Source organism: Nonomuraea sp. NPDC050328, assembly GCF_044459405.1.
Lineage (GTDB): Bacteria > Actinomycetota > Actinomycetes > Streptosporangiales > Streptosporangiaceae > Nonomuraea.
Genome location: NZ_JBITIW010000003.1, coordinates 45624 through 68346 on the forward strand (window position 1 = coordinate 45624; position 22723 = coordinate 68346).

Genomic DNA, 22723 nt, shown 5'->3' on the forward strand with positions numbered 1-22723 from the left:
TCCCATTTGCGCCGTGCGTGCTTAACCGAAAACGCCACCGTGCGTGAGTAGGTCTAACGTTAGCATCGCCATCAAGCATCTGGAAGTGGGTGTAGCGAGCAAGCTTCCGCACGTAGACGCCTCAATCCCAGGCGACGCACAAGTGAACACGGAACGAATTCTTCTCGCTACGGACAGCGCCGAAGAATGGTCCGTCGAACGAAGCTTGGCATTCTCGCCGTACATCATCCCAGGTAGCGGCGTTTTCGCTGGAGAGGCGCTGGAGTCCCGGTGTATGTCACGAATATCAGACGTGCAATTCGCCGCTTCGGAAATTAGTGTTCCCGGATGTGGGCCCGGAAAGCTGGAATTGCACGGGGCCGGGCCCGGCGAGAAATATGAAACTCATTCGGGGAGTGGCAGGTGATACGATTCCGCATTCTCGGTCCGGTGGAGATTTTCGACGACGAGCACCGGCGCCGGGTCGTTCCGCCGGGCCGGAAGCAGCGAGCCCTGCTCGCCACCTTGGTGATCAAAGCCGGCCAGGTGTTGTCCTCCGATCGCCTCATCGCCGAGCTGTGGGGCGCCAACCCGCCGGTCACGGCGGTCAACTCGCTGCAGGCCACCGTCGCGCGGCTGCGCCGCCTGATGGACGGCCTGCGCCCGGGCCCGGGCGACTGGGCGATCCTGACCCAGGAGTCGGGCTACGTGATGCGCCACGGCCCGGTGAAGACGGACGCCGACCGGTTCCTGGAGCTGTCCGACCAGGGCAGGGCGATGGTCGCCGCCGATCCGGGACGCGCCGCCACACTGCTGCGGCAGGGGCTCGACCTGTGGCGCGGCCTGCCGCTGGAGGACGCCATCTGCGGCGACGTCTGCGCCACCTTCGCGGTCCAGCTCGAGGAGCGGCGGCTGTCGGCCCTCGAAGCCCTGCACGACGCCAACCTGCGCCTGGGCCGCCACCATGAGATCATCGCCGCGCTGGAGGGCCTGATCGGCGAGCACCCGTTCCGCGAGCGGTTCCACGACCTGCTGATGGTCGCGCTCTACCGGTGCGGACGGCAGGCGGAGGCGTTGTCGATCTACGAGCGGCTGCGGGCCCGGCTGGGCGGCGAGCTGGGCCTGGAGCCGAGCCCGGCGCTGCAACGCCGGGTGGTGGACGTGCTGACCCGGGCGATCGACCTGGACGGCACCTGGCCCCGCCGTACAGAGCCCCGCCGTACAGAGCCCCGCCGTACAGACCAGCGCGGAACAGACCAGCGCGGAACAGAGCCCCGGCGAGAAGAGCACCGCCGAGAGGAACACCCCTACAGGGACCACGACGGCGACGAGAGCGCGATCATCTCCGGTCTCTTCTGCGAGGTCGGCCACTTAAGGCACCGCCTGGAGGCGCTGACCAAGGAGCACAACGCCCTGCTCGACCGCGTCGCCGGCCTGTTCCCGGCCTTCGCCGCCCCCGAGAGGGCGGGCGAATGAGGGGCCTGCGGTACAAGTGGATCGACCGGGAGCTCGACCGCCTCGACCCGGCCACGCAGTACCACGAGATGGTCCGCCTGATCGCCCTCTACCGGCTCAACGAGTTCCTGCTCAACGTCGGCTACGTGGTCAACTTCATGGACGTGACCATGCCCAGGCACGGTGGCGAGGCGCTCATCTTCGGCGGCAAGGTCGTGCACCGCCCGCAGCGCCGCTTCGAGGACAGCGCCTACTTCCTGTGGACGTGGTACCTGCACCCGCCCGGCAGCGAGCCGGTCAAGCGCTCGATGGACCTGCTCAACCGGATCCACGAGGCGGTGGCCAAGGGCGTGCCGGGCGCGTTCGCGCACAACGAGGACTACGTCCAGGGCATGTGCCTGCTGGCCGTCCTGCCCCACCGCCTCCAGCAACTCGTCGGCCTGCCCGGCTACTCCGAGCGGCTGAAGACCGCCTACCACCGCTGGGCCCGAGCGCTCTGCGAGCACGTCACCTCCGAAGGGGGAGTTCCCGTGCAGGGTTTTCCCGCCGGCTTCGACGAGATGGTCGACTTCGCCGACGAGTACGACGCCCGGCACTGGCCGCGCACCGGCAAGGGCCACGAGGCGAGCGAGGCGTTCGTCCGCCAGTTCGCCGAGCGCTGGTTCCCGCGCCCGTTGCGCGGGCTGGGCCGTACCTTCATCCTCACCGTGATCCCGCCGAACATGCGCCGCGTGCAGCAGCTCGAAGACCCGCACCCGCTCGGGGAACTGCTGGTCAAGCTGGGGCTGCGGGCGGTGTTCACGCTGCAGCGCCTGCTGCCCGATCCGCTCGTGCCGCTGCACCGGCGCCGGCCGGGCCGGCTCGACAGCCCCACCCTGCGCGTGCTGAAGCGGGAGGGCCGGCTGCCCGACCGGCCGCCGAGGCGGTCCGCGCGCCGGGCCGACGCCGTGGCGGTGGGCGATGCGTGAGCGCGCCGCGGGCCGGGCCCTGCGCAAGGTGCTCATCGCCAACCGCGGCGAGATCGCCATCCGGGTCGCGCGCGCCTGCCGGGACGCCGGGCTCACCAGCGTCGCCGTCTACGCCGAGTCCGACCGGGACGCGCCGCACCTGCGCCTCGCCGACGAGGCCTTCCGCCTGGACGGGCAGAGCCTCGGCGAGACCTACCTCGACGTGGCCAAGCTGCTGCGGGTCGCGCGCGACTCCGGCGCGGACGCCGTGCACCCCGGCTACGGCTTCCTGTCGGAGAACGCCGACTTCGCCCAGGCCGTCCTGGACGCCGGGCTGGTCTGGATCGGCCCGCCGCCGGAGGCCATCCGGCGGCTCGGCGACAAGGTGTCGGCCCGGCTGATCGCCGAGGCCGCCGGCGCGCCGCTCGCGCCCGGCACCACCGACGCGGTCGGCGGCGCCGCCGAGGTCACCGCCTTCGCCCGCCGGCACGGCCTGCCGGTCGCGATCAAGGCGGTGTACGGCGGAGGCGGCCGCGGCCTGAAGGTCGCCCGCACCCTGGAGGAGATCCCCGACCTGTTCGACAGCGCGGTGCGCGAGGCGGTCGCCGCCTTCGGCCGCGGCGAGTGCTTCGTCGAGCGCTACCTCGACCGGCCGAGGCACGTGGAGACGCAGTGCCTGGCCGACCGCTTCGGCAACGTCGTCGTGGTCTCCACCCGCGACTGCTCGCTGCAGCGCCGCCACCAGAAGCTCGTCGAGGAGGCCCCCGCGCCCTTCCTGACCGCCGAGCAGGACCGGCGGCTGCGCGAGGCCTCCCGGCGGATCCTGCGCGAGGTGGGCTACGTGGGCGCGGGGACCTGCGAGTTCCTGCTGGCCGAGGACGGCACGCCGGCCTTCCTGGAGGTCAACACCAGGCTCCAGGTGGAGCACCCGGTGACCGAGGAGGTCACCGGGATCGACCTGGTCAGGGAGATGTTCCGGATCGCCGAGGGCGAGGAGCTCGGCTACGGCGACCCCGAGCCGCGCGGCCACTCGATCGAGTTCCGGATCAACGCCGAGGACCCTGGCCGCGGCTTCCTGCCGGGGCCGGGCGTGGTGACGCGCTGGCGGGTCCCCGGCGGTCCCGGCGTGCGGATCGACTCGGGCGTGGAGGAGGGCTCGGTCGTCTCGCCGGCCTGGGACTCCATGCTCGCCAAGCTGATCGTCACCGGGTCCACCCGGCGGCAGGCGCTGGAGCGGGCCCGCCGGGCGCTGGCCGAGTTCGAGGTCGCGGGGCTGCCCACCACGCTGCCCTTCCACGCGGCGGTGGTCGCCGACCCGGACTTCGCCGGGGAGACGTTCCGGGTGCACACGCGCTGGATCGAGAGCGAGTTCGGCGGCCGGCTGCCCGCCTACGACGGCGGTTCCGGCGAGCCGTACCCGGCGGAGGAGCGCGCCGTCTACGTCATCGAGGTGGACGGCAGGCGCGTCGAGGTGAGCATGCCCGCCCAGGTCGGTGCGCAGGTCGTCGCGGCTACGGGCGCCGGGCGGCGGGCCGGGCGCCGCTCCGCCACGCGCGGCCCCGGCGCTTCGACCGGCGACGCCCTGGTCTCCCCGATGCAGGGCACCCTGGTCAAGGTGGCCGTCCAGGACGGCCAGACAGTGGCCGCGGGCGACCTGGTGGTGGTGCTGGAGGCCATGAAGATGGAGCAGCCGATCACCGCGCACAAGCCCGGAGTGGTCCGGGGCCTGGCCGCCGTCGTGGGGGAGAGCGTCGCCACCGGCACCCGCATCTGCGACATCGCCTGACCGCCGCAAGCCCGCCTATTCGGTGGACTACACCGTTACCGGCCCCGTCTCCGGGTTGAACAACACCGTGTTGAGGTGCTCGACCGCGTGGCACACCGCCCCGACCGCCACGCACTCGTCGCCCAGCGTGGAGGCCAGCACCGCCGGGATGCGCAGGCACATCGCCTCCAGCTCGGCCCGCAGCGGCGGGAGCAGCACGTCGGCCGAGCGGGAGAAACCGCCGCCGAGCACGACCAGGTCGGGATCGACGGTGAGCGACATCGCCGCCGCGGCCAGGCCGATCACCTTGGCGTACCGGATGACCGCGGCCTGCGCGGCGGGCTCGCCGCGGCGGGCGGCCTCGAAGACGGCGCCGTCGTCGGCGGCCGAGCCGGGGCCGGGGGAGCGCAGCACCTCGCTGGCTCCGCCGAGGCGGAACAGCGGGTGCACGCCGATCTCGCCCGCCGCGCCCCCGCCGCCGCGCAGCGGGACGCCGTCGAGCACGATGGCCGCGCCGCCGCGCCGGCCGAGGTGCAGGAAGACCATGTTGCGCACGCCGCGGGCCGCGCCGCGCCGGCACTCGGCCAGGGCGGCCAGCCGGCTGTCGTTCTCCACCAGCACCGGGCAGGGCAGCAGGTCGCCCAGGTGGGCGGCGAGCGGCACGCCCGACCAGTCCTCGATCGCCCGCGACAGCACCACGTTGCCGTCGAGGTCGATGTAGCCGGTGCTGCCCGCGACGGCGGCCCAGACCTGCTCGGGCGCGGTGCCCGAGGCGGCCAGGCAGGCGCTGGCGGCCCGGTCGACCGCGGCCAGCCGCTCCTGGCGGCTCATCGCCGGGGTCACCTCCTCGCGGGCCAGGTGCACGACGTTGCCGTCGAGGTCGGCCAGCGCGGCCAGGACCTTGTGCGCCCCTATGTCGAGGCCGAGCACCCGGCCCCGGTCGGCGCGGAAGCGGTAGCGGCGGGCCGGCCGCCCCTTCGCGCCCCCGGCGGGCTCCATCTCGGCCACCCAGCCCTGCTCGGTGAGCTCGCGCACGACCTCCTTGACCGTCGCCCGGGCCAGCTCGGCCCGTTCGGCCACCTGGGTGAGGGGCAGCGGGCCGCCCTCGCGCAGCGCGGCGATCACGGCCAGGGCGTTGAGGCGGCGCAGGTGCTGGAGGTCGCCCCCGGTCACGGCGGGCGTCACATGGTCCCCCTCTTGACGAGATTAATGATGGGCTCCACTATAAATGGGCGGTACGGGTTCGGCGCAACGGGACAACGGCTGAGGGCGGGAACGTGACGGGCAGCCGCCCGGCGCGAGCCGTACCGGGCCGCCGGGAAGGCGAGGCCCCGCAAGCGCACCGGGCCCGGCCCCGCGCGGACGCGCCGCGGAACGGGCCCCGACCCCGGCCGAGACGTCGGCCTGAGCCCGCGGCACCCGGAGACGGACGATGTTGAAGATCATTATGGCCTTACTCCTGGCCTCCTCCGCCCCCCAGTTGGAGGCCCATTTCTCCTACCCGAGTATCACCGGAACCGTGGACAGCTCGCTGGAGACCCGCACACTCGACCTCATCGACCAGGCCGCGCCCGGCGCCACCCTGCGCATGGCGACCTACCGCCTGGACAGCACGCAGATCAAGGAGGCGCTGATCGAGGCCGCCACCCAGCGGTCCGTCGACGTGCGCGTGGTCGCCGAGAACTCCGGCCACAGCCCCCAGCTCGACCAGCTCTCCGCCGCGCTCGGCCCCGGCCGGGTCGTGTTGTGCGACCTGGGCTGCAACAGTCCCACGAACGCCGACATCATGCACCACAAGTTCATGGTCGTCAGCGAACTGGCCGACGGCCGCACCGACGTGGTCGCCCAGAGCTCCCAGAACCTCGACGGCGACTACGGCAAGCACCAGAACCTGCTGATCAGCTACGGCGACGCCGGGCTGGCCGCGGGCTACCGGGCGGTCTTCGACAAGCTCGCCTCCCAGCAGGATCACACCTGGACCACGCCGTTCACCTCCACCTCGGGCAAGGTCACCGTCTGGATGACCCCGCGCTCGGCCGCCAGCGACCCGATCCTCGACGCGGTCAACGCGGTCGCCTGCCCCGGCAGCATCCGCATCGCCCACTCCCAGTTCAGCACCGAGCGCCTGGACCTCATCAACGCCCTCGGCGCCAAGCGCGGCGCAGGCTGCACGGTGCAGGTGATCGTCCCGGAGGGCAACCAGACGGTCGCCGTCGCGGTGAAGCTGGCCGAGAAGGGCATCGTCACCTTCAGCTACCGGCCGGGCGGCTGCCACTACCCGCTCGCCGGCACCTGCGGCCACGCCAACCTGCACTCCAAGATCATGCTCACCGAGAGCGCGACCGGCGAGCGCCTGGTCTACACCGGCTCGCACAACCTCATCGGCGGCTCGCTGACCTGGTCCGACGACTCCATCGTGCGGGTGAACGACGCGGCGGTCTGGGCCGCCTACGACGCCGACTACCGCGCGATGCACAACGAGCTCATCCAGCTCGTCCCCGCCGCCTACCCCGCCGCCGCGCTGCAGATGGCCGCCAACGGCCCGCAGGACCAGCGCGCACCCCGGGCCGCCGCCGTGCGCGACGGCTACACCGCGGTGACCTGGGAGAGCGGGAACGAGGTCTACGCGCGGATCTACCGCGACGGCGCGCCGGTCACCGGGCCGGTCAAGGTCTCCATGGGCGGCGTCGGCTGCGCGAGCGGCTTCGACCACCGCCAGCCCGCCGTCGGCGTCGACTCCGCCGGCACCGCCTACCTCGCCTGGTCGGAGGACGGCGACTGCCGCGGCGAGCACAACATCGCCGTCCGCACCCTGTCGGCCACCGGCACGCTCGGCGCCACGATCTGGGCCAACGCCCCCGAATGGGGCGGCGACCAGACCCGGCCCAGGATCGCGGTGACCGGCGCCGGCGCCTTCACCGTCGTCTGGGAGGACGGCGCCACCGGCACCGTCCGCGCCGCCCGCTACGCCTCGCCCGCCTCCCGGACCTTCGGCCCGGTCGCGGTCGGCACCGGCACCCGGCCCGACGTCGCCGTCGACCACTCCGGCGCGGCCACCGTCGCCTGGCAGGAGACCCAGCACGTGTACGGCAAGCGGCTGTCGCCCACCGGCGCGACGCTCGCCGGCCGTACCCGGCTCAGCGTCAACGCCGCCGCCCAGCACCTGGCCCCCGCGGTGGCGGTGACCGGAGCCGGCGACAGCGTCGTCGCCTGGAGCGACAACCTCGACGGCGTCTGGCGGGTTCGGGTGCGCGGCTTCACCCCGGCCCTGGCCCAGCGCTTCGCCGAGCGGCCGGTGGCGGTCGGCGTCAACGGCAAGGGAGCGGACGCCGACCCCACCTACGAGTACCCGCCGCTGTGCGACGGGGCGGTCTGCGCGGTGCAGGGCAGCCCGTCCATCGCGGTGGACGACTCGGGCCGGTTCGTCACCGGCTGGACCGAGACCGACATCTGGAACTCCGGCCGCGGCCAGGAGGTCTACGCCCGCGGCTTCAACGCCGACGGCAGCACCGCGGGGCGCTTCCCGGCCATCCGGATGAACCCCAACACGGCCGGCCACCAGTTCGGCACCGCCGTGGCCGCCGGGACGCCGGGGTTCACCTACTTCTACACCGAGGACTTCGACGTCAACGGCTACGCCGACATCGTGGCCCGCACCGGCTTCACCAACACCGCCTACTGAAAGGGCAGGCCCACGTAGTTCTCCGCCAGCGAGGTCATCGCCGCGTCCGACGCGGCGGTGTACCTCAGCTGGGCGAGCTGCAGCCGGTGCTCGAACGGGTCCTGGCCGTGGTCGCGGTGGAACATCGCGGTCATCCAGGCCGAGAAGTGCTCGGCCCGCCACACCCGGCGCAGCGCGGCCTCGGAGTAGCCCGCCAGCAGCCGCTCGTCGCCGCTGATGATCGCCCTGGCCAGCAGGGTGACGTCGGCGACGGCCAGGTTGAGCCCCTTGGCCCCGGTGGGCGGCACGATGTGCGCGGCGTCCCCGGCCAGGAACAGCCGTCCCGAGCGCATCGGCTCGGCGACGAAGCTGCGCATCGGGGTGATCGATCTGTCGGTGATCGGCCCGCGCTCCAGCCGCCAGTCGCCGTCCACCGCGAAGCGGGTGTCGAGCTCGTCCCAGATCCGCTCGTCCGGCCAGTTGCCGAGATGGTCGTCCGGATCGACCTGGAGGTAGAGGCGGCTGACCGACGGCGAGCGCATGCTGTGCAGCGCGAAGCCGTGCTCGTGGTGGGCGTAGATGAGCTCCTCGCACGAGGGCGGGACGCTGGCCAGGATGCCGAGCCAGGCGAACGGGTAGTCGCGCTGGTAGGTGGTGACCGAGGGCATCGAGGCGCGGCCGATGCCGTGGAAGCCGTCGCAGGCCACGATCAGCTCGCAGGCCAGCTCGTGCTCGGCGCCCCGGTGCCGGTAGCGGATCACCCCTGCGTCCGGGTCGGCCGCCAGCGCCTCCGCCTCGAACAGCAGCGGCCCGGCGCGGAGCGCGACCAGGTCCTTGACCACCTCGGTCTGCGCGTAGACCATGACGGTCCGGCCGCCGGTCAGGCCGGGGAAGTCCACCCGGTGCGAGCGCCGGTCGAAGCGCAGCTCGATGCCCTCGTGCACCAGCCCCTCGCGGTCCATGCGCGCGCCCGCGCCGCACTCGCGCAGCACGTCCACGGTGTTCTGCTCCAGGATCCCGGCCCGCTGGCGGTGCTCGACGTACGCGCGCGTGCGGCTCTCCAGCACCACGTTGGCGATCCCGGCCCGGTCCAGCAGGTGGCCGAGCAGCAGCCCCGCCGGGCCGCCGCCGATGATCCCGACGCGGGTGCGGTTCACTCGTCCTCCAGTACTCGTTGCGCGACGGCGAAGGCGGCGTTGGCCGCCGGGACGCCGCAGTAGATCGCGGTCTGCAGCAGCACCTCGCCGATCTCGTCGGCGCTCAGCCCGTTGCGGCGGGCGGCCCGCACGTGCAGGGCCAGCTCCTCCAGGTGGCCTCGGGCGACGAGCGCGGTGAGCGTGACGCAGCTGCGGGTGCGCCGGTCGAGGCCCGGGCGGGTCCAGATCTCGCCCCAGGCGTAGCGGGTGATCAGGTCCTGGAAGTCGCGGGTGAAGGGCGTGGTGCGGGCCAGCGCGCGGTCCACGTGCTCGTCGCCGAGCACCTCGCGCCGCACCGCCGTCCCCGACGCGGCCGGCAGGTGCGCCAGCAGCGCCGCGGTGACCTGCGCGGGCCGGTCCACGGTTGCCTGGTGCCCGGCCCCGGCCAGCTCGACCAGGGTGGCGCCGGGGATGCCGTCGGCCAGCAGCCGGGCCTGCGCGGGCGGCGTCGCCGGGTCGTCGCGCCCGGCGAGCACCAGGGTCGGCACGCCGATCTCGCCGAGCCGGTCGCGCACGTCGAAGCCGGCCAGCGCCTCGCAGCAGGCGGCATAGGCCTGCGGGTCGGCCGCGGCCAGGTCGGCCAGCAGGGCCTCCCGTACGGCGTCGCCGGGCTGCGGCGGCACCGCGAACCACCGCTGCCTGGCCAGATCCGCCAGCGGCCCGGTGCCCTGGCCGCGGACCAGCCGGGCCCGCTCGTGCCAGCCGGCCGGCTCGCCGAAGCGGGCGGCCGAGCAGACCAGCGCCAGCGAGCGCAGCCGGGACGGGTGGGTGAGGGCCAGGGTCGCGCCGATCGCGCCGCCGATGGAGACGCCCGCGTAGTGGAAGGCGGCGAAGCCGAGCTCGTCGGCGAGCTTCACGACCGCCGCGGCGAGCTCCTCCATCGAGGAGAGCGCGGGCAGCTCGAAGCGCACCACCCGGAAGCGCGTGGCCAGCGCCGCGAGCTGCGGTTCCCACAGCCGGGCGGTGGTGCCCAGCGACGGGCCGAGCACGAGCGGCTCGCCGTGCGGGGGGCCGTCGATCACGAACTCGAGGCTCACTGTCGTTCCTCCAGGGCTAGCGTCACCAGGGCGGCGGCCGAGCCGGTGTCGCCCTCGACGGTCAGGTTGGCGCGCATGCGCCCGGGATGCACCCGCAGGCCGGCGACGAGCTCGTCGGCGTCGCGGGCGGCGCCGGCCACCAGGCGCAGGGCCTCGCGCAGGGGCTGCCACTCGGCGTGCCAGGCCCCGGCGGGGCGTTCGTCCTCGGCGGCCAGCGAGCCGTACAGCACGGAAGCCAGCGCGGGAACCTGCCGCGCGGCGGCGGCGATCAGGGCGGACCTGACCGGGTTGTGCTTGTGCGGCATCGACGACGACCCGCCGCCGACGCCCTCCGACAGCTCGCCGATCTCGGTCCGCGACAGCACCAGCACGTCGAGGGCGAGCTTGCCGAGCGCGCCCGAGGCGAAGGCCAGCGCCCCGGCCAGGTCGGCGATCGGGGTGCGCAGGACGTGCCAGGGCAGCGGCGGCTCGGCGAGGCCGAGCTCGCGGGCGAAGGCGGCGGTCAGGGCCGGATCGAGCGTGCCCGCCGGACCGCCGAGCTGCGCGGGCGGTGCCAGCGCGGTCAGCCGGGCGTGCGCGTCCAGCACCAGCCTGCGCCAGCCGGCGGCCTTGAGCCCGAAGGTGGTCGGCACGGCCTGCTGGGTCAGCGTGCGCGCGGCCATCGGCGTGTCACGATGCTCCCGCGCCAGCGCGGTCAGCGCCCGCGCGACGGCGCCCAGGTCGGTCAGGATCGGCCGCAGGGTGTCCCGGGTGACCAGCATGAGCGCGGTGTCCAGGATGTCCTGGCTGGTCGCGCCGGGGTGCACCCAGCGGGCGTGCTCGCCCGCCGCCGCGCGCAGCAGCTCGACGAGCGGGATCACCGGGTTGCCGCCCGCGCGGGCCCGGACGGCCAGCTCGGCCGGGCGTACGGCCAGCTCGCGCGCCGCGGCGGCCACGGCCTCGGCCGCCTCCGCCGGAGCGCCGCTCACCCGGGTCAGGGCGACCTCCGCCGCCAGCATGGCGCGCAGCACGGCCTCGTCGCCGCTCTCGCGCACCGCCCCGCGCGCCGGCGCGAGCAGGCCCACGTCCGCCCAGCTACCGGCGTCATCCGAAGTCAAGGAAGACCGTCTCCTTCGCCCCCTGCAGCCGCAGGTCCCAGCGCCACACCCCGTCCCGCTCCGGTACGGCCAGCAGCGTCTCACCCCGCTCCAGCGCCGCCACGAACGGATCGGGCCGCAGGTAGATCCGCGTGTACAGGTGATGCAGCAGGCCGCGCGCGAACAGGCAGACACTGATGTACCCCGTGGCGGGCACCTCGGTGCGCACCATCCAGTGCCCGTCGGCGTCGGTGGCGACGCGGCCGAAGCCGGTGAAGTCCGCGCCGTGCCGCCCGACGATCGCCCCGGTGACCGGGTCGCGGCGCAGGCTGCCGGGCGCGCCGCGCAGCGATCCGGCCGCGTCGGCCTGCCAGAACTCCAGCAACGCGTCGGGAATGGGCTCCCCGGCGCCGTCGAGCACCAGCCCGTGCACGGTGATCCCGCCGCTGGCGAGGTCGCCGCCGCCCGGGAAGGGCAGCGCGTAGCCGTAGAAGGGGCCGACGGTCTGGGAGGGGGTGGGCGGCAGCATCAGGACTCCGTCCAGGTGGCGGCGGGGCCGTCGAGCACGATGTCCCAGCGGTAGCCGAGCGACCACTCCGGCACCGACAGCTCGTGGTCGTAGGCGGCGACCAGCCGCTGGCGGGCGCGCTCGTCGGTGACCGAGCGCAGGACCGGGTCGAAGGCGAACAGCGGATCGCCGGGGAAGTACATCTGCGTCACCAGCCGCTGCGCGAAGGCGGTGCCGAAGACGGAGAAGTGGATGTGCGCCGGACGCCAGGCGTTGCGGTGGTTGCGCCAGGGGTAGGCGCCGGGCTTGATCGTGGTGAACTTGTAGGAGCCGTCCTCGCCGGTCAGGCAGCGGCCGACGCCGGAGAAGTTCGGGTCGTGCGGGGCGGGGTGGTCGTCGCGCTGGTGCGGGTAGCGGCCGGAGGCGTTGGCCTGCCACACCTCGACGAGCTGGCCGCGCACCGGGCGGCCCTGCCGGTCGGTGACGCGCCCTTCGACGGTGATGCGCTCGCCGAGCGGTTCGCCGTGGTGCTGGCGGGTCAGGTCGGCGTCGAGCGCGGTGACGTCGGTGACGCCGAAGACCGGGCCGTGCAGTTCGGCCGCGTCGGGGTCCTTGACGGCGACCAGGGGCTGCTTGGGGTGGCGCAGCAGGCTGCTGCGGTAGGGGGCGTAGTCGCGCGGCGGATGGCCGTCGGCGGTGCCGCCGCCCCGCCACTCGGCGATCTCACGATCGATGTCGGCTTGCGTCAGCATGGGGGAGTCACCTTTCGAGCACATCCCGGCGCGAGCGAGGCCCGCGCGGGTCACCTTTCGAGGACGATGGCCAGGCCTTGGCCGACGCCGATGCAGAGGGAGGCCAGGCCGGTGCCGCTGCCGGCGCGGGCCAGGCGGTGGGCGAGCGTGCCGGTGATGCGCGCCCCGGACATGCCCAGCGGATGCCCCAGCGCGATCGCCCCGCCGTCCGGGTTGACCAGGTCCGGGGCGAGCTCGGGCAGCTCGGCCAGGCAGCCGAGCACCTGCGCGGCGAACGCCTCGTTCAGCTCGGCGGTGGTCACGTCGCCGAACCCTCGCCCGGCCCGGGCCAGCGCCCGCCGGCTGGCCTCGACCGGCCCCAGCCCGAACAACGCCGGTTCGAGCGCACTCACCCCGGAAGCGGCGATACGCGCCAGCGGCTCCCGCCCGTTCAACCCCGCCTCGTCGGTCAGCAACAGGGCCGCGGCCCCGTCGTTGAGCGGGGAGGAGTTGCCCGCCGTCACCGTCCCACCGGCACGAAAAGCGGGCTTCAGCCTGGCCAGCGCCGCCATCGAGCTGTCCGGCCGGATGCCCTCGTCCGCCGAGACCTCGCCCACCGGCACGATCTCCCGCGAGAAGTCGGCCTTGGCCGCCTTGGCATGGCTGGCCAGCGCGTAGGCGTCCTGCGCCTCGCGGCTGACCCCGTACCGGTCGGCGATCAGCTCCGCCCCCTCGCCCAGCGGCACCGTGTGCTCGGCGGGCATGCGCGGGTTGACCAGCCGCCAGCCCAGCGTCGTCGAGACCAGCTCCGCCCCGCCCGCCGGGTACCCGCGTTCCGGCTTGGGCAGCACCCACGGCGCCCGGCTCATCGACTCGACCCCGCCGGCGATGACCGCCGAGGCGTCGCCGAGCGCGATGGCGCGGTAGGCCTGGATCACCGCCTCCATGCCGGAGCCGCACAGCCGGTTGACCGTGGCGCCGGGCGTGCTCACCGGCAGCCCGGCCAGCAGCGCGGCCATCCTGGCCACGTTGCGGTTCTCCTCGCCCGCGCCGTTGGCGTTGCCGAACAGCACCTCGTCCACGTGCTCGCGGCCGGTGCGGTCCACCAGCGCCCGCACGACGTGCGCGGCCAGGTCGTCGGGGCGGGCCGTGGCGAGGGCTCCGCCGTACCGTCCGATGGGGGTGCGGACGGCGTCGGCGATGTAGACGGTCTTCATGAGATCTCCGCTCCCGTACGGCTGCGCAGCTCGTCCACCCGCACGCCGGGCGCGGTCTCGACGAGCGCGAAGCCCTGGCCGGTGACGTCCAGGACGCCCAGGTCGGTGATGACGCGGTGCACGCAGGCGCGGCCGGTCAGCGGCAGCGAGCACTCGGCCACCAGCTTCGGACTGCCGTCCTTGGCCGTGTGCTCCATGATCACCAGAACGCGCCGGGCGCCGTGCACCAGGTCCATCGCTCCGCCCATGCCCTTCACCAGCCGTCCCGGAACCATCCAGTTGGCCAGGTCGCCGCGGGCCGAGACCTGCATGGCGCCGAGCACCGCGACGTCGATGTGCCCGCCGCGGATCATGCCGAACGACAGCGCCGAGTCGAAGAAGGCCGCGCCGGGCAGGACGGTGACCGTCTCCTTGCCCGCATTCACCAGGTCCGGGTCCACCTCGGCCTCGGTGGGGTAGGGGCCCACGCCCAGCACGCCGTTCTCCGAGTGCAGCGTCACCGAGACGCCCGGCGGCAGCAGCGACGGGATGCGGGTGGGCAGCCCGATGCCGAGGTTGACGTAGTCGCCGTCGCGCAGCTCGGCCGCCGCGCGGGCGACCATCTCGTCCCTGGACCAGCTCATGGGCGCACCGTCCGCTTCTCGATGCCCTTGGCCGCGGCCTGCTCCGGCGTCAGCGGCAGCACGCGCTGCACGAAGACGCCCGGCACGTGCACCTCGTCCGGGTCGAGCTCGGTCAGCTCCTCGACCTCGGCGATCGTGATCCGCCCGGCCATCGCGGCCAGCGGGTTGAAGTTGCGGGCCGCCTTGCGGAAGGCCAGGTTCCCGTGCCGGTCGCCGCGCGCCGCCCGCACCAGCGCGAAGTCGGTGGTGATCGCGTGCTCCAGCACGTACGGCAGGCCGCCGAACTCGCGCACCTCCTTGGGAGGCGAGGCCAGCGCGACCGACCCGTCCGGGCGGTGGCGCAGCGGCAGCCCGCCCTCGGCGACCGGCGTGCCGACCCCGGCGGGGGTGTAGAAGGCGGGGATGCCGCACCCGCCGGCGCGCAGCCGCTCGGCGAGGCTGCCCTGCGGGGTGAGCTCGACCTCGATCTCCCCGGCGAGGTACTGCCGGGCGAACTCCTTGTTCTCCCCGATGTAGGAGGCCGTCACCCGGGCGATCCGCCCGGCGGCCAGCAGCAGGCCCAGGCCGCCGCCGTCGGTGCCGCAGTTGTTGGAGACCACGCCGATGCCGCTCACGCCGCTGTGGAACAGGGCCTCGATCAGCACGGTCGGGACGCCGCTGAGGCCGAAGCCGCCGACCGCGAAGGAGGCGCCGTCGCTTACGCCGGCGAGCGCCTCCGCGGCGGTGCCGACCACCTTGTCCATAGCCGCTCCAAGCGTTCGCATAGTGAACTAAAGTTCACTATTGTGCTGAGCTGAGTATGGTGACCCGGACGCCGGGCTGTCAAAGGATCGGAGGCCGGGGAGTGGAGCCGCACGGGGCGTTGGAGCGGGGGCTGTCGGTCCTGCGCGCCCTGGCCGCCGCGCCCGGCTGCCGGCTGCGCGCCACGGACCTGGTGCAGGCGACCGGCCTGGCCCGCGCCACCGTCGACCGCGTGCTCGCCACCCTCGTGCACCTCGGCCACCTGCGCGCCGAGGGCAAGGACGTGCTGCTCGCCCCGCGCCTGCTGGAGCTGGGCGCCGCCTACCTCGCCGCGGGCGGCCTGCCCGCCCTCGACCGCCCGGCCGCCGAGCTGGCCGAGCGCCTGGACGAGTCGGTCTCCCTGGCCGTCCTGGACGGCGACTCGGTGCGCTTCGTCGCCCGGCACACCCGCCGCCGCGCGATGGCGGTCTCCCTGCGCGTCGGCGACCTCCTGCCCGCCGATCGCTGCGCCGCCGGGCTGGTCCTGCTCGACCCGGCGCTGCGCTGGGCCGTGGACGACCAGCTCGTCGAGCCCGGCCTCATCGCCGTCGCCGCGCCCGTCCGCGCTCCCGGCGGGGACGTGGTCTACGCGCTCAGCGTGACCAGCCACACCAGCCGGCACACCGCCGCCGAGCTGCGCGAGCACGCCCTGCCGTACCTCACCGGCACGGTCGCCGCCATGGAAACCGCCCTGGCTAGTCCCGCCCCTGGTGGCGACCGGCCGGTCGCCACCGCCGACCGTTCCCGCGAGCCCAAGGGCGAGCTCGGCGCCTCCTACCTGCAGTCCCTGGCCCGCGGCCTCGGCGTGCTCACCGCGCTGGGGGGTGCGCCGGGCGGCCTCACCCTGGCCGAGGCGGCCGTGGCCACCGGCCTGCCCCGGGCGACGGTACGGCGGGCCGTCCAGACCCTCGCCGCGCTGGGCTACGTGCGCGGCCAGCACCGCTTCGCCCCCGCGCCGCGGGTGCTGGAGCTCGGCTACGCCCACCTGTCCGGCCAGACCCTGGCCCAGCTCGTCCAGCCGCACCTGGCCGCGCTCGCCGCCCGCGTGGGCGAGTCGGCCTCGGTCGCCGTGCTCTCCGGCGACGACGTGCTCTACGTCGCCCGCGTCCCGACCACCAGCATCATGAGCGTGGACATCACCGTGGGCACCCGCTTCCCGGCCCACGCCACCTCCATGGGCCGCGTCCTGCTGGCCGCCGAGCCGCCGGAGCGCCTGGCCGCGCTCACTCTCACCCCGCTGAGCCGCCGTACCCTCACCGACCCCGGAGCCTTCGCGGCAGCCGTACGGCAGGCGGAAGCAACCGGCTACGCCGTCGTCGACCAGGAGCTGGAGGAAGGCGTGCGCTCCATCGCGGTCCCGCTGCACTCGGGCGACGGCCGGGTCGTGGCCGCGGCCAACGTCGCCACGCACGCCAGCCGCGCCCCGCTCGCCCACCTGACCGGCACGATCCTGCCCGAACTGCGCGAGGCGGCCCGGCGCATGGAGGCCGACCTCGCCCACCTGCCCCCGGCGCGCTAGCCGGAGCCGGGATGCGAGGGCAGCACGCAGACCGCGTCGATGCCCAGCACCCGGTTGAGCCGGCCGAAGGCCAGCCACGACCCCAGGCACATGGTCAGCTCGACGATCTCCGCCTGGCTGTAGCTCGCCGCCAGCCGGGTCCAGAAGTCCTCGTCCAGGCCGTGGTGGTCGAGGACGTAGCGCTCGGCGTACTCGGCGGCCAGCCGGGTGCGCTCGTCGAAGGCCGGCGTGGTGCGCCACTGCTCGACCGCCCGGTCGAAGCCGTCCTCGACCTTCTCGCCGTCGCGCTCGGTCCGCCAGTCGAGGCAGAACAGGCACCCGTTGAGCTGCGCCACCCGCAGCCGGGCCGCCTCGAACTCGCGCAGCCCGAGCTTGCTGTGCGCGTAGACGGCCAGGGAGAAACCGGACGCGGCGCGGCCGATCTCCGGGACCAGCTCGCCCCAGACGTACGCGATCGGGTCCTTGCCCTCCGGGATGTCCACCCTCATCCGAGCCTCCGCCCCAGCTTGCCGGTCGCCGGGCGCATCGGCACGTCGAGCGCGTCGTACACGCCGGGCGGCGCGGCGGCCAGCCAGTCGATCGCGCCCACCAGCCGGCCCACCGCGGTCGCGTTGCCGCCCGCGGCGTGGTTGCCGTGCTCGTCGGCGGCCTGGACGGTGACCTCGATGCGCGGGCAGCCCTCCACGATCACCCGGTGCGCGCCGTCACCGCCCGGCGGCTGCGGCCAGTCGGGGGCGCAGCTCGCGTGGATGCGGGTCACGTGCTCGACCACGATCCGGGACCCGCCCTCGACGACGCCGCGCAGCTCGAACCGGATGGCGCCCTGGGTGCCGGCCTCGAACTCGCCCATCTGCTTGGTGCTCACCGTGGACTCCAGCGCCCGGCGTTCGACGTGCTCGGTGATCGCCTCCAGCTCCACGCCCAGCGCCCGGGCGATCAGCCGGACCTGGCCGCCCCAGACCATCGTGGGCACGGTCGCGGCCAGCATGGGCGGCTCGTAGTCCATCGGCTGGCCCATGCCGACCAGGTAGCGGACAGAGTCGGGCTGGTCGTAACTCGCGTAGTCGAAGATCTCCTGGCAGCGGATCGCCTCGATCTCCGTGCCGAGGCCGCTGATCAGCGCGGGGAGCACGTCGTTGGCCCAGCCGGGGTCCACGCCCGAGACGAACAGCGCGCCGCCGCCCTCCTCGGCTGCCTGCCGTACGGCGTGCAGCAGGTCAGGCGGGGCGCTCGGCGGGTCGTAGAGGGGGTAGAGCGACGGCGTCACCACGATCGCGCCGGCCCGGAGCGCGCGCAGGACGTCGGCCAGGGCCTCGTCCGGGCGCAGGTCGCCGGAGGCGGCGTACACCACGGCGAGCCGCTCCCCGCTCAGCGCGGCCTCGATGTCGGTGGTGGCCGGGACGCCCAGGTGCAGGCCGAGTCCGGCGAGGTCGCCGGCGTCGCGGCCGGCCTTGGCGGGGTCGTGCACGAGCACTCCGGCCAGCCGCAGCGCGGGGTGGGCGGCCACGGCCCGGATGGCCAGCCGGCCCACGTTGCCGGTGCCCCAGACGAGCGTCGGGATCATGCCTGGAGCCTAACAAGCGCTTGGTCGCTTGCCTAGAAGCTGTCTTCGGTTGCCTGGCCCTTCGGGGAGCCTTCACCGCTCGGAGGAGGCGCCCAGCAGCCGCTCCACCAGAGCCGGTACGGCGGTGCCGATCGGCTCGCGGATGACCTCCGCGGCGGCGTGGTCGTACGGCGTCGGCTCGGCGTTGACGATGACGAGCCGCGCCCCGGCCGCCGCGGCCAGCCCCGCCAGGGAGGCGGCGGGCTGCACCTCCAGCGAGGTGCCGATGGCGACGAAGACCTCGCAACGCTTGGCGCTGCGGATCGCCTCGGCCAGGACGTCCGGGTCGAGCGACTCGCCGAACATGACCGTGGTCGTCTTGAGGATGCCGCCGCAGGCCGTACAGGAGGGGTCGTCCTCGCCCGCGTCGATCCGGTCGAGCACCTCGCGCAGCGTGCCGCGGTACGGGCAGCTCAGGCAGGCCACGCCCCACATGTTCCCGTGCAGTTCCAGCAGCAGCTCCGCGCCGGTGCCCGCGGCCCGGTGGAGGCCGTCGACGTTCTGCGTGATCAGCCGGTCGAGGCGGCCGGCGCGTTCGAGCTCGACCAGGGCGCGGTGGGCCGGGTTGGGGGCGGCGTCCCAGGCCGGGCTGTCGCGCCGGAACTCCCAGGACCGGCGACGGACCGCGGGGTCGGCCACGTAGAAGTCGATGGTGACGAGCTTCTGGTAGTCGGGGTCCGCGCGCCACAGCCCGGCCGGGCCGCGATAGTCGGGAATGCCGGACTCGGTGGAGATGCCGGCCCCGGTCAACACCACGACATCGGTCATGATCACGACCCTACACCCGGAAGATCAACTCACTGTGGATCGGCGGCCCGGCAGACCCACCCAGCCTTGGGGATCTGCCCACCCAGGGCGATCCGCTCATCCGGGGCTCAGCCGTCCTCGCCCTCGGGAGCGCGCACGCGGGCGTCGTAGGCCGCCACCGCGCGCTTGCCCGCCGTCAACCGCCAGGCCTGTTCCAGCAGGGAGCCGAGCTCGGCCCAGTCGGGCTCGGCGGCCATCAGATCGGCTCCCACCCAATGCCGCACATAAGCTGGCCGGAAGTAACGCACCGGATCAGCGGCCAGCAACGTCTCCAGCTCACCGGGCGGCGCCTTCACACACAAGGCCAGCCGCCCATCCCCGTGATGGTCGACCAGCAGCCAGGCCAGCCGCTTGCGCCCTAACAGGAACGAGACGTGCCCGAAGGACTCCTCCGACCCCACCCCCGGCAACCCCGCCACCAGCTCGGTGACTCGCTCCCGCACCCGCTCGACGTCGTCGCCGCCCCACGTGCCAGCCATGACCCCACCCTAGAAGGAGCCACCGACAAAAGAGGGGGCGGCATGGGCAAGGCCGTCGGCCGTCAGCGCGGGCCGGTCAGCCGGACGTCCTCCTTGGCTGTCCCCCGCCCCGACAGCACGAAGATCTGCCAGTTGTAGTAGGCGTAGAAACTGCGCGGATCCCGCTTGATCTGCTCGGCATGCGCCAGCACGGCGTCCACGTAACGCGTGTCGTGGTTGTAGGCGAACACGGCCCGCCGGTAGTCCTTGGGCGCCCCGCTGGCCTTGAGGTAGTTGGCCGCGGCGGCGATCGCGTCCCGTGCGTCGTGCACGTCCCCGCCCATGCCGTACGCCCGCCAGGTCCCCGGCATGAACTGCATCGGCCCCTGCGCCCCGGTGGAGCTGGAGGAGGTGATCCGGCCGAACCGGGTCTCCACCAGCATGATCGCCGCCAGCACCTCCCACTCCACACCGAAACGGCGCTCGGCCCGCAGCATGTACCCGCGCAGCCGCCCGGCCGGCAGGGGCGTGGCCAGCCGGATCTTCTTCCGCTGCGCCGCGGTGATCGGCCGCGCCATGGCCAGCAGCTTGCCGACCGCGGTGGTGTTCGCCCGGGCCTCGACGGCCATGTCCCGGGGCAGCCGGCGCACCACCGACGCCGTCAGGGCGCTGTCGCGCGCGAGCGTCCGGTAGATGCGCTGGTGGTGCAGCGCCAGCAGCACCACGTGCTGCGGCGGGCGTGCCTTGCCGCTGTCCACCCACGCGTCGATGCCCGCGTAGAGCTCGGTGGTGGTCTTCTTCAGCGCCGCGGCCAGCTTGGCCGGTCCGGTGGGGATCGCGACGTCGGGCGCCGGTGCGTCGACGGCCGCGGGCGGCTCCTCCAGGGTGATGGTCGGCGCCGGCGACACGTTCGGCACGATCTGCCCCGCAGCCGGCTCCGTGCCGCCGGCGCAGCCGGTCAGCGCGGCGATCAGAGGCAGGAGGGGGAGGAGCCGGACCGCATTCATGACCACCTACCGTAGCGCGCGCAGCCACCGGTGGGGCGATATGCCCACTTTCCCACCACCCCTCGCCCCGTCCACATGACCCGGTCCCCCCGCCCCCATCACCCGCCTCCTCCGGGCCGGCGATCACAAACCTTCGGCCCCCGCTGCAGGGGCAGGCGACCACCTACCTGCCCCTGCACCCCTTGGAGTCGCGACCGTCAACCATGCCCCCACCCCCTTGGATCGACCCCCACCAACCGAATAAGGTTCGGTTCATGGAGGAGATCGAGTACGGCGTGGCCGACCGGATCGCCACGATCACCCTGAGCCGGGAGAGCAGGCTCAACGCCTTCACCCACCGCATGCGCGACGAGCTGATCGAAGCCTTCGACCGGGCCGACGCCGACGACGAGGTCAGGGCGGTCGTCCTGACCGGCCGCGGCCGGGCGTTCTGCGCCGGAGCCGACCTGGCAGGCGGCGGCGGCACCTTCGCCGGCCCGCCGGGCGAGCCGCCCCGCGACGGCGGCGGCCAGGTCGCCCTGCGCATCGCCGCCTCGCTCAAGCCCGTCATCGGCGCGATCAACGGCCCCGCGGTCGGCGTCGGCGTCACGATGACCCTGCCCATGGACGTACGGCTGGCCGCGCGGAGCGCCCGGTTCGGCTTCGTCTTCGCCCGGCGCGGCATCGTCGCCGAGGCCGCCTCGAGCTGGTTCCTGCCTCGCCTGGTCGGCATCTCCCAGGCCATGGAGTGGGCCGCCACCGGCAGGGTGTTCGACGCGGACGAGGCGCTGCGAGGCCGCCTGGTCTCCCGTGTGCTCCCCGACGACGAACTCCTCCCGGCCGCCTACGCCCTGGCCCGCGAGATCGCCGACCACACCTCCGGCGTCTCCGTCGCGGTGATCAGGCGGCTGATGTGGGCAGGCCTGTCCTGGGAATCCCCTTGGGACGCCCACCGCGCCGACTCCGCGCTCATCCACGCCATGGGCCGTTCCCCTGACGCCGCCGAGGGCGTCACCGCCTTCCTCGACAAGCGCGCCGCCGACTTCCCGATGAGCGTGTCCAAGGACCTGCCCCCCTCCGTGCCGGACTGGCCGGGAACCCACCCCTGAGGAGCGTCCTGGCCATCACCCGCGCCCCCAGTGCGAGGAGTTACGCGCGTTCATCCGCGAGACCCTGATCCCCGCCACCGAGAGGAACTGTCATGCGAGGCGCAAGCCCGGATCGCCGAAACGCCGGCACGGGTTCGATCGGCGAGGGTGATCAGCCGCCCAGCGCGCGGCCTCCGTCGACCACGATGCGCTGGCCGGTGATGAATCCGGACTCCTCGGAGACCAGGAAGGCGACGGCGTGGGCGACGTCGTCAGGAGTTCCCATCCGTCCGGCGGGCACCGTGGCTAGGTATGCCTGCCGTACCTCCTCGGGCACGTCGGCGTGCCGCTCGACCGGGACGAAGCCGGGGGCGACGGCGTTGACGGTGACCCCGGCGGGGGCCAGTTCGCGGGCCCAGGCCCGCATTAGCCCGATCTGGGCGCTCTTCGCGGCGGCGTAGGCGGACCTGCCGGGCGGCGGCCGGTCGGCCACCTCGGAGTCGATCATGACGATCCTGCCGTGGCGGCGCTCCGCCATGCCCGGCAGGACGGCCCGGCCGAGCAGCACCGGGCTCTTGACGAAGAAGTCGAGCTGCGCCAGGTGGTCCTGCCAGGCCACCTCGGCCACCGGCGCCTCGGGCTGCGGGCCGGTGGCGTTCAGCACGACGACGTCCACCGGCCCCAGGGACGCGGCGACCGCATCCACCAGGCCGGCGACCTGCCGCGCGTCGGTGACGTCGGCGGCGAAACCGGCCGCGGTCCCGCCGTCGTCGGCGATCGAGCGGGCGACCTCGTCCACCTGCCCGTCGCCGCGCAGCCCGTTGACGGCCACGGCCAGGCCGTCGCGGGCGAGCCTGCGGGCGATGGCGGCGCCGAGTCCCCGCGAGCTGCCCGTCACCAGGGCGACGCGCCGTCTTTCCACGATCATCCTCCGATGCCCCATGACTCGGCCGCCCAGGGACGAACTAGATTCTTGATGAAACTAACGACGGCTGTCTAACGATCATCCCCCGCCGGCCGCCTCCGTCGCGAGCGCGGCGACCAGTTCCACCCTGCCCTCGCCCGGTTGCAGCGCACTCCACCCTGCACGGCCATGCACCGGTATCGCAGCAGTCGGCCAGCAGATTCACGCACGCCCGCACCGGCTGCTTGTACCCGGCGGTCGGCTCCTGGCGCGCAGCATCCGCCGTGCGCAGCGACCACGTGCGCTGCTGGTCCTGACGCAACGCCACCCGGCGCAGGCCCGCCACTTGGCCGCTAGCGGCTAGGCGGCGTCACCTGGATCGA

21 protein-coding genes are annotated in these 22723 nt (G+C 73.9%); 6 read left to right on the plus strand and 15 right to left on the minus strand.

From position 1 onward, the window contains the following. Positions 1 to 429: 429 nt before the first annotated feature. Genes ACIBG7_RS11410 through ACIBG7_RS11420 form a run of 3 tightly spaced genes read left to right on the plus strand, consistent with a single transcriptional unit; the run spans position 430 to position 4167 of the window. On the plus strand, positions 430 to 1455 hold the full coding sequence (locus ACIBG7_RS11410) for a BTAD domain-containing putative transcriptional regulator (RefSeq protein ID WP_397335981.1): 1026 nt from the start codon (positions 430 to 432) through the stop codon (positions 1453 to 1455). Next, on the plus strand, positions 1452 to 2402 hold the full coding sequence (locus tag ACIBG7_RS11415) for a hypothetical protein (RefSeq protein WP_357929836.1): 951 nt from the start codon (positions 1452 to 1454) through the stop codon (positions 2400 to 2402). The genes ACIBG7_RS11410 and ACIBG7_RS11415 overlap by 4 nt, the downstream gene beginning before the upstream one ends. A 19-nt stretch (positions 2403 to 2421) precedes the next feature. Beyond that, complete coding sequence (locus tag ACIBG7_RS11420) at positions 2422 to 4167, plus strand: acetyl/propionyl/methylcrotonyl-CoA carboxylase subunit alpha (RefSeq protein ID WP_397336696.1); 1746 nt, start codon at positions 2422 to 2424, stop codon at positions 4165 to 4167. Positions 4168 to 4194: 27 nt separating this feature from the next. On the opposite strand, the gene ACIBG7_RS11425 is transcribed toward ACIBG7_RS11420, so the two are convergent. Next, a complete protein-coding gene (locus tag ACIBG7_RS11425; protein WP_357929833.1) occupies positions 4195 to 5331 on the minus strand; it encodes an ROK family transcriptional regulator in 1137 nt (378 codons plus the stop codon). Between the two features lie 247 nt (positions 5332 to 5578). Between ACIBG7_RS11425 and ACIBG7_RS11430 the strand changes: the two genes are divergently transcribed. After that, a complete protein-coding gene (locus tag ACIBG7_RS11430; protein WP_397335982.1) occupies positions 5579 to 7828 on the plus strand; it encodes a phosphatidylserine/phosphatidylglycerophosphate/cardiolipin synthase family protein in 2250 nt (749 codons plus the stop codon). Here ACIBG7_RS11430 and ACIBG7_RS11435 read toward each other — a convergent pair. From ACIBG7_RS11435 to ACIBG7_RS11470, 8 genes are read right to left on the minus strand one after another with little or no spacing between them, the layout of a single operon-like run. Further along, complete coding sequence (locus tag ACIBG7_RS11435) at positions 7822 to 8964, minus strand: 4-hydroxybenzoate 3-monooxygenase (RefSeq protein ID WP_397335984.1); 1143 nt, start codon at positions 8962 to 8964, stop codon at positions 7822 to 7824. The two genes, ACIBG7_RS11430 and ACIBG7_RS11435, sit on opposite strands and share 7 nt — an antisense overlap. Next, positions 8961 to 10040, minus strand: a complete 1080-nt coding sequence (gene pcaC, locus ACIBG7_RS11440; RefSeq protein ID WP_397335985.1) for a 4-carboxymuconolactone decarboxylase — start codon at positions 10038 to 10040, stop codon at positions 8961 to 8963. The genes ACIBG7_RS11435 and pcaC overlap by 4 nt, the downstream gene beginning before the upstream one ends. Continuing rightward, positions 10037 to 11137 (minus strand): lyase family protein, encoded by a 1101-nt coding sequence (locus ACIBG7_RS11445; RefSeq protein WP_397335986.1) that lies wholly within the window; start codon positions 11135 to 11137, stop codon positions 10037 to 10039. Before ACIBG7_RS11445 ends, pcaC begins: the two co-directional genes overlap by 4 nt. Further along, entirely contained in the window at positions 11124 to 11645 is a 522-nt protein-coding gene (locus ACIBG7_RS11450; protein ID WP_357929819.1) for a protocatechuate 3,4-dioxygenase subunit alpha, read from the minus strand. Before ACIBG7_RS11450 ends, ACIBG7_RS11445 begins: the two co-directional genes overlap by 14 nt. Beyond that, a complete protein-coding gene (gene pcaH / locus ACIBG7_RS11455; RefSeq protein ID WP_397335987.1) occupies positions 11645 to 12376 on the minus strand; it encodes a protocatechuate 3,4-dioxygenase subunit beta in 732 nt (243 codons plus the stop codon). Before pcaH ends, ACIBG7_RS11450 begins: the two co-directional genes overlap by 1 nt. Positions 12377 to 12426: 50 nt before the next feature. Further along, positions 12427 to 13572: a thiolase family protein gene (locus tag ACIBG7_RS11460; RefSeq protein WP_357929814.1), complete on the minus strand. Its 1146-nt coding sequence runs from the start codon at positions 13570 to 13572 to the stop codon at positions 12427 to 12429. Beyond that, complete coding sequence (locus tag ACIBG7_RS11465) at positions 13569 to 14195, minus strand: CoA transferase subunit B (RefSeq protein WP_397335988.1); 627 nt, start codon at positions 14193 to 14195, stop codon at positions 13569 to 13571. Before ACIBG7_RS11465 ends, ACIBG7_RS11460 begins: the two co-directional genes overlap by 4 nt. Next, positions 14192 to 14938 (minus strand): CoA transferase subunit A, encoded by a 747-nt coding sequence (locus ACIBG7_RS11470; RefSeq protein WP_397335990.1) that lies wholly within the window; start codon positions 14936 to 14938, stop codon positions 14192 to 14194. Before ACIBG7_RS11470 ends, ACIBG7_RS11465 begins: the two co-directional genes overlap by 4 nt. Before the next feature lie 101 nt (positions 14939 to 15039). On the opposite strand from ACIBG7_RS11470, the gene ACIBG7_RS11475 reads away from it, so the two are divergent. Continuing rightward, the gene (locus ACIBG7_RS11475; RefSeq protein WP_397335991.1) at positions 15040 to 16494 is read left to right on the plus strand and encodes an IclR family transcriptional regulator C-terminal domain-containing protein; all 1455 of its coding nucleotides are present in this window, start codon (positions 15040 to 15042) and stop codon (positions 16492 to 16494) included. Here ACIBG7_RS11475 and ACIBG7_RS11480 read toward each other — a convergent pair. From ACIBG7_RS11480 to ACIBG7_RS11500, 5 genes are all read right to left on the minus strand, one after another. After that, on the minus strand, positions 16491 to 16982 hold the full coding sequence (locus ACIBG7_RS11480; protein WP_357929805.1) for a carboxymuconolactone decarboxylase family protein: 492 nt from the start codon (positions 16980 to 16982) through the stop codon (positions 16491 to 16493). The genes ACIBG7_RS11475 and ACIBG7_RS11480 overlap by 4 nt on opposite strands. After that, positions 16979 to 18058, minus strand: coding sequence for a dihydrodipicolinate reductase (locus ACIBG7_RS11485; protein WP_397335992.1), 1080 nt, complete (start codon positions 18056 to 18058; stop codon positions 16979 to 16981). Before ACIBG7_RS11485 ends, ACIBG7_RS11480 begins: the two co-directional genes overlap by 4 nt. Before the next feature lie 72 nt (positions 18059 to 18130). Next, positions 18131 to 18865 carry an SIR2 family NAD-dependent protein deacylase gene (locus tag ACIBG7_RS11490; RefSeq protein WP_397335993.1) on the minus strand — a complete coding sequence of 245 codons (735 nt, stop codon included), beginning with the start codon at positions 18863 to 18865 and terminating at the stop codon, positions 18131 to 18133. 107 nt (positions 18866 to 18972) lie between these two features. Next, the gene (locus ACIBG7_RS11495) at positions 18973 to 19383 is read right to left on the minus strand and encodes an MmcQ/YjbR family DNA-binding protein (protein WP_397335994.1); all 411 of its coding nucleotides are present in this window, start codon (positions 19381 to 19383) and stop codon (positions 18973 to 18975) included. Between the two features lie 62 nt (positions 19384 to 19445). Beyond that, a complete protein-coding gene (locus ACIBG7_RS11500; RefSeq protein ID WP_397335995.1) occupies positions 19446 to 20369 on the minus strand; it encodes a lytic murein transglycosylase in 924 nt (307 codons plus the stop codon). 254 nt (positions 20370 to 20623) lie between these two features. Between ACIBG7_RS11500 and ACIBG7_RS11505 the strand changes: the two genes are divergently transcribed. Further along, positions 20624 to 21457 (plus strand): enoyl-CoA hydratase-related protein, encoded by an 834-nt coding sequence (locus ACIBG7_RS11505; protein WP_397335996.1) that lies wholly within the window; start codon positions 20624 to 20626, stop codon positions 21455 to 21457. A 151-nt stretch (positions 21458 to 21608) separates the two neighbouring features. Here the strand turns inward: ACIBG7_RS11505 and ACIBG7_RS11510 are convergent, their stop codons facing one another. Beyond that, a complete protein-coding gene (locus tag ACIBG7_RS11510) occupies positions 21609 to 22358 on the minus strand; it encodes an SDR family NAD(P)-dependent oxidoreductase (RefSeq protein WP_397335997.1) in 750 nt (249 codons plus the stop codon). Between the last annotated feature and the right edge of the window lie 365 nt (positions 22359 to 22723).